This window comes from Kitasatospora sp. NPDC056783, from assembly GCF_042789895.1.
Classification (GTDB): Bacteria; Actinomycetota; Actinomycetes; order Streptomycetales; family Streptomycetaceae; genus Kitasatospora.
The window spans coordinates 1-4,608 of the sequence record NZ_JBHUAF010000530.1 but is presented as its reverse complement, the minus strand read 5'-3'; the positions used below and the strand labels follow the sequence as shown (position 1 = coordinate 4,608).

Sequence of the window (4,608 nt, the reverse complement as noted above, 5' to 3'; positions counted from 1 at the left end):
GGCCGGCACCGGACGGCTCACCACCGCCCGGGCCTGCCTGCCGCGGGACCTCACCGCCACCGGCGGGCAGCTGCTGCTCGCCACCCGCACGGCCGAAGGCCCCGACGACGCCGGGGACTTCACCGGCCTCCTCGGCCTGCACCACCCCGACCTCTCCCCCGCGCCCGCCGAGGGCACCCTGCTGGACGACCCCCGGCTCCGCCAGGACCTCGCCGACCTGCGCCGCTACTTCCGCGACGCCCGGCTGGAGCGGCTGCGCCCGGTGGACGGCCGGCTGCTCGCCGTCTTCCGCACCGGCCCGGCCGCCACCGACGTCCGGGTGCTGCGCTGGCGCCTGGACGACGAGACCCGCGCCACCTACCTGGACGGGCGCGGCGAGCGCGACCACCTCCCCGCCGACGGCCAGCAGCTGCCCTGGACGGCCCTCACCCGGGACGACCAGCTGCCCGCCGGCCCCGGCCGCCCGCCGCGCGCCGGCCTGGCCGGCGAACTGCTGGTCGGCGTCGACGGCGGCCGGCTGACCATCGCCACCCCGGACGGCCGCGAGCTGCACCGCGAACCGCTCGCCGAGGCCCTCCAGACCCTCGCCGACGCCCGGATCGCCCACGCCCGGCTCGGCACCCTGCTGCTGGTGCGGGTGCGCCCGTACCAGGAGGAGACCGAACGGCACCTGGTGGTCCACCTGCCCACCGGCACCATCACCCGGATCGACGCGCTCGGCCAGGCCTGCCTGCGGCTGCCCGCCGACCAGGGCGTGGCCTTCCCCGGCGGCTGCCACCTGGTGGACGGCACCGTGCGCACCTTCGACCAGCCGGTCGACGGCCTGGTGTACGAGCGCACCGTCCTGTCGCCCAACGGCGAGGACGTGCTGTACGAGTTCCGCTCCCCCGCCGACGGCCGCGCCCTGCTCCAGCCGTACAACAGCGTCCGCCAGGAGGCCGCCGCCCCGCTGCCCTGCCAGGGGTACGCGCTGCTCGCCGACGGCACCCTGATCGCGCTGCGCCCGGCCGAGGACGGCCCGACCCGGCTCCACCCCGTCCAGCGCTGGCAGACGCCGTTCACCAGCGAGCGCTTCGCCGCCGAACAGCCGCCCGGCACCGGCCCGCTGGCCCGGATCGGCAACGCCGACCTGGTCCGCGGCCTGGCCGACTGCCTGGCGCTGGCCCGGCTGGCCGCGGCCGGCGCCGACACCCCGGCCGGCCACCAGGCCGTCCTCGCCGCCTGCACCCGCACCGCCGACCGGCACCACTGGCTGGGCCAGGGCGGCCTGGGCGACCTCGCCGCGCCGCTCGCCGAGATCCGCGACACCGCCCGGCAGGTCGTCGCCGAGTACGAGGCCGTCGCCCAGCTCACCGCGCACGCCGTCCGGCAGAGCGACGAGGCCGCCGAGCACGTCGAGGGCCTGCTGCGCACCGCCCGCGGCGAGACCCTGGCCGATGCCGCCGAGTGGGTCGACCGGCTCGCCGGGCTGCGCCGCGCCCAGGGCCGGGTGGAGGCGCTGCGCGACCTGCCGCGCGCCGACCCGGAGCGGATCGACGCGCTCGCCGCCCACCTCGCCGAGGGCCTCGCCGAGGCCGCCGACCGCGCCGTCGTCCAGCTCGCCGAGCCGACCGCCTTCGACCCGCACCGCCGCCGGGCCGGCGAGCTGGCCGAGCGCTGCGCCGCCATCGCCACCGCCGCCGAGGCCGAGCCGCTGGGCCTCGAACTGGGCTCCCAGAGCGAGGCGTTGCAGACCGTCTCGGAGCTGGTCGGCACCCTCGACCTGGCCGACGCCACCACTCGCACCGCGATCCTCGACCGGCTCGCCGACGTCCTCGGGCTGCTCAACCGGGCCCGGTCCACGCTGACCGTGCGCCGCCGGGAACTGCGCACCCGCGAGGCCTCCGCCGAGTTCGCCGCCGAGACCGCCCTGCTCGGCCAGGCCACCACCGCCGCGCTCGCCGCCGCCGACACCCCCGAGACCTGCGACGAGCAGCTCGGCCGGCTGCTGCTGCGGATCGAGCAGCTGGAGACCCGCTTCGCCGACGCCGACCCGGCCCTCGGCGACCAGCTCGCCGACCGGCGCACCGAGATCCACGACGCGCTCACCGCCCGCCGCCAGCACCTGCTGGAGGAGCGGGCGCGGCGCGCCGACCGGCTGGCCGCCTCCGCCGAGCGCGTCCTCGACACCCTGCACCGGCGGCTGGCCGCGCTCGGCACCCACGAGGAGATCGAGGCGGCCCTCGCCGCCGACCCCACCGCCGTCAAACTCCGCGACCTGGCCGGGCAGTTGACGGCGCTCGGCGACCGGGTCCGGGCCGAGGAGCTGACCGGACGGCTGCGCGCCGCCCGCGGCCGCGCCCTGCGGGCCCTGCGCGACCGCGCCGACCTCGCCGGGGACGGCCCCGGCACGCTGCGGCTGGGCCGCCACCTGTTCGCCGTCACCACCCAGCGGCCCGAACTCGCCCTGGTCCCCTGGCGCGGGCGCCCCGCCTTCACCCTCACCGGCACCGACTACCGTTCCCCCGTCACCGACCCTGCCTTCGCCGCCACCGAGCACTACTGGGACCGCCCGCTGCCCTCGGAGACCCCGCGGCTCTACCGCGCCGAGTACCTCGCCGCGAGCCTGCTGCTGGCCGCCGAACCGGGATCGCTGACCACCGACGGCGACCTGCTGGAGTACGTCCGCCGGGCGGCCGAACAGCGGCCGGACGAGGGTTACCAGCGCGGCGTGCACGACCACGACGCGGCGCTGCTGCTCCGCGCACTGCTCGAACTCGGCGACGGAGCCGGCCTGTTGAGCCACCCGGCGGGCGCCCGGGCGGCCGCCCAGCTGTACTGGGCGCACGGCACCGACGAACGGCGGCGGCTGCTCTGGCGCACCCGGGCCCGCTCGCTGGGCCTCGCCCGGGACGCCTTCGGGGGCGCCCCGGCGCGGGCCGCACTGGAAGCGCTGGACGCCTTGGCGGCCGAACTCACCACCGCAGTCGACGACTTCGCCCCGGGCGCGGAGCCCGCAGGACCGTACCTGGTGGCCGAGCTGGCCGCCGCCGACCCCAGCTTCGCCCACTCGGCGGGCGCCGCCGCACTGCTCGACAAGTTCCGCGCCGCACCCGAGTCGGCCGGCCTCACCGAGGCGCTGGCCGCACTGCCCGAGGAGCCGGACCTGCTGCCGGTGCGGCGCCGGCTCGCCGCCGTCTGGCTGGAGTCCGGCACCGCCGACGCCGACCCGGCCGACCTCGCCGAGGCCGCCGCCGTCCTGCTCTGCCCGTCCCTGCCGCGCCGCCCGGCCGAGGGGGCGGTGAGCGCCCGGATCACCGGGCTGCTCGGCGACCACCCTCGGCTCACCGGCGGCGCACTGGACCTGAGGCTGGACGAACTGCTGGCCCGGGTCGGCGAGTTCGAGCGGGTCGAGGTGCCCGGCTACCGGGCCTACCAGCGGCTGCGCGGCGAGCTGCTGGCCGCCGAGCACGCCCGGCTGCGGCTCGACCAGTACCGGCCCGCCCCGCTCAACGGCTTCGTCCGCAACCGGCTCATCGACCAGGTGTACCTGCCGCTGGTCGGCGACAACCTCGCCAAGCAGCTCGGCACCGTGCGGTCCGGCGGCCCGGTCGACCGCAGCGGCCTGCTGCTGCTGGTCTCCCCGCCCGGCTACGGCAAGACCACCCTGGTCGAGTACCTCGCCGAGCGGCTCGGCCTGCTGCTGGTCTCCGTCAGCGGCCCCGCGCTCGGCCACCGGGTCACCTCGCTGGACCCGGCCGAGGCACCCGACGCCACCTCCCGGCGCGAGGTCGAGAAGCTCAACTTCGCCCTGCACGCGGGCGACAACGTGCTGCTCTACCTGGACGACGTCCAGCACACCTCGCCCGAGTTCCTCCAGCGCTTCATCCCGCTGTGCGACGCCCAGCGCCGGATCGACGGCGTCTGGGACGGCGAGGCCCGCGAGTGGGACCTGCGCGGCAAGCGCTTCGCCGTCGTCATGGCCGCCAACCCGTACACCGAGTCCGGGCGCCTCTTCCGGCTGCCCGACATGCTCGCCAACCGGGCCGACGTCTGGAACCTCGGCGACGCCGTCGCCGGGCGCGAGGACCTCTTCGCCCTCAGCTTCGTCGAGAACGCCCTGCCCGCCAGTCCCCACCTGGCCCCGCTCGCCACCGCCGAGCGCGCCGACCTCGACACCCTGCTCGCCCGCGCCGCCGGCCTGCCGGGCGGCACCCTGGCCGCCTCCTGGCCCGCCGCCGAAACCGAGCGGATGACCGCCGTCCTCGCCGGCCTGCTCCACCTGCGCTCCACCGTCCTGGCCGTCAACCGCGCCTACCTCGCCTCCGCCGCCCAGGACGACCGCACCCGCACCGAGCCCCCGTTCCTCCTCCAGGGCTCCTACCGCAACATGGCCAAGCTCGCCCAGCGCCTCGACCCCGCCCTCACCCGCCCCGAGCTCGACGCCCTCCTCACCGACCACTACCGCGCCGAGGCCCAGCCCCTGGGCGCCGAAGCCGAGGCCCAGTTGCTGAAGCTGGCGGAGCTGCGCGGCACGATGACGGAGGAACAGGCCGAGCGCTGGGCGGAGTTGAAGCGCACCTGGCGGGCGGGCGGCTGAGGAGATCCCGTCCCGGGATCATCCGGGCA

1 protein-coding gene is annotated in these 4,608 nt (G+C 77.4%); it reads left to right on the top strand.

The genetic code is table 11. The features are described from left to right. Positions 1-4,579: DNA repair ATPase (locus tag ACFRMQ_RS38495; protein WP_380735537.1), on the top strand; the 4,579-nt coding region annotated here is incomplete at its 5' end. Positions 4,580-4,608 lie beyond the last annotated feature (29 nt).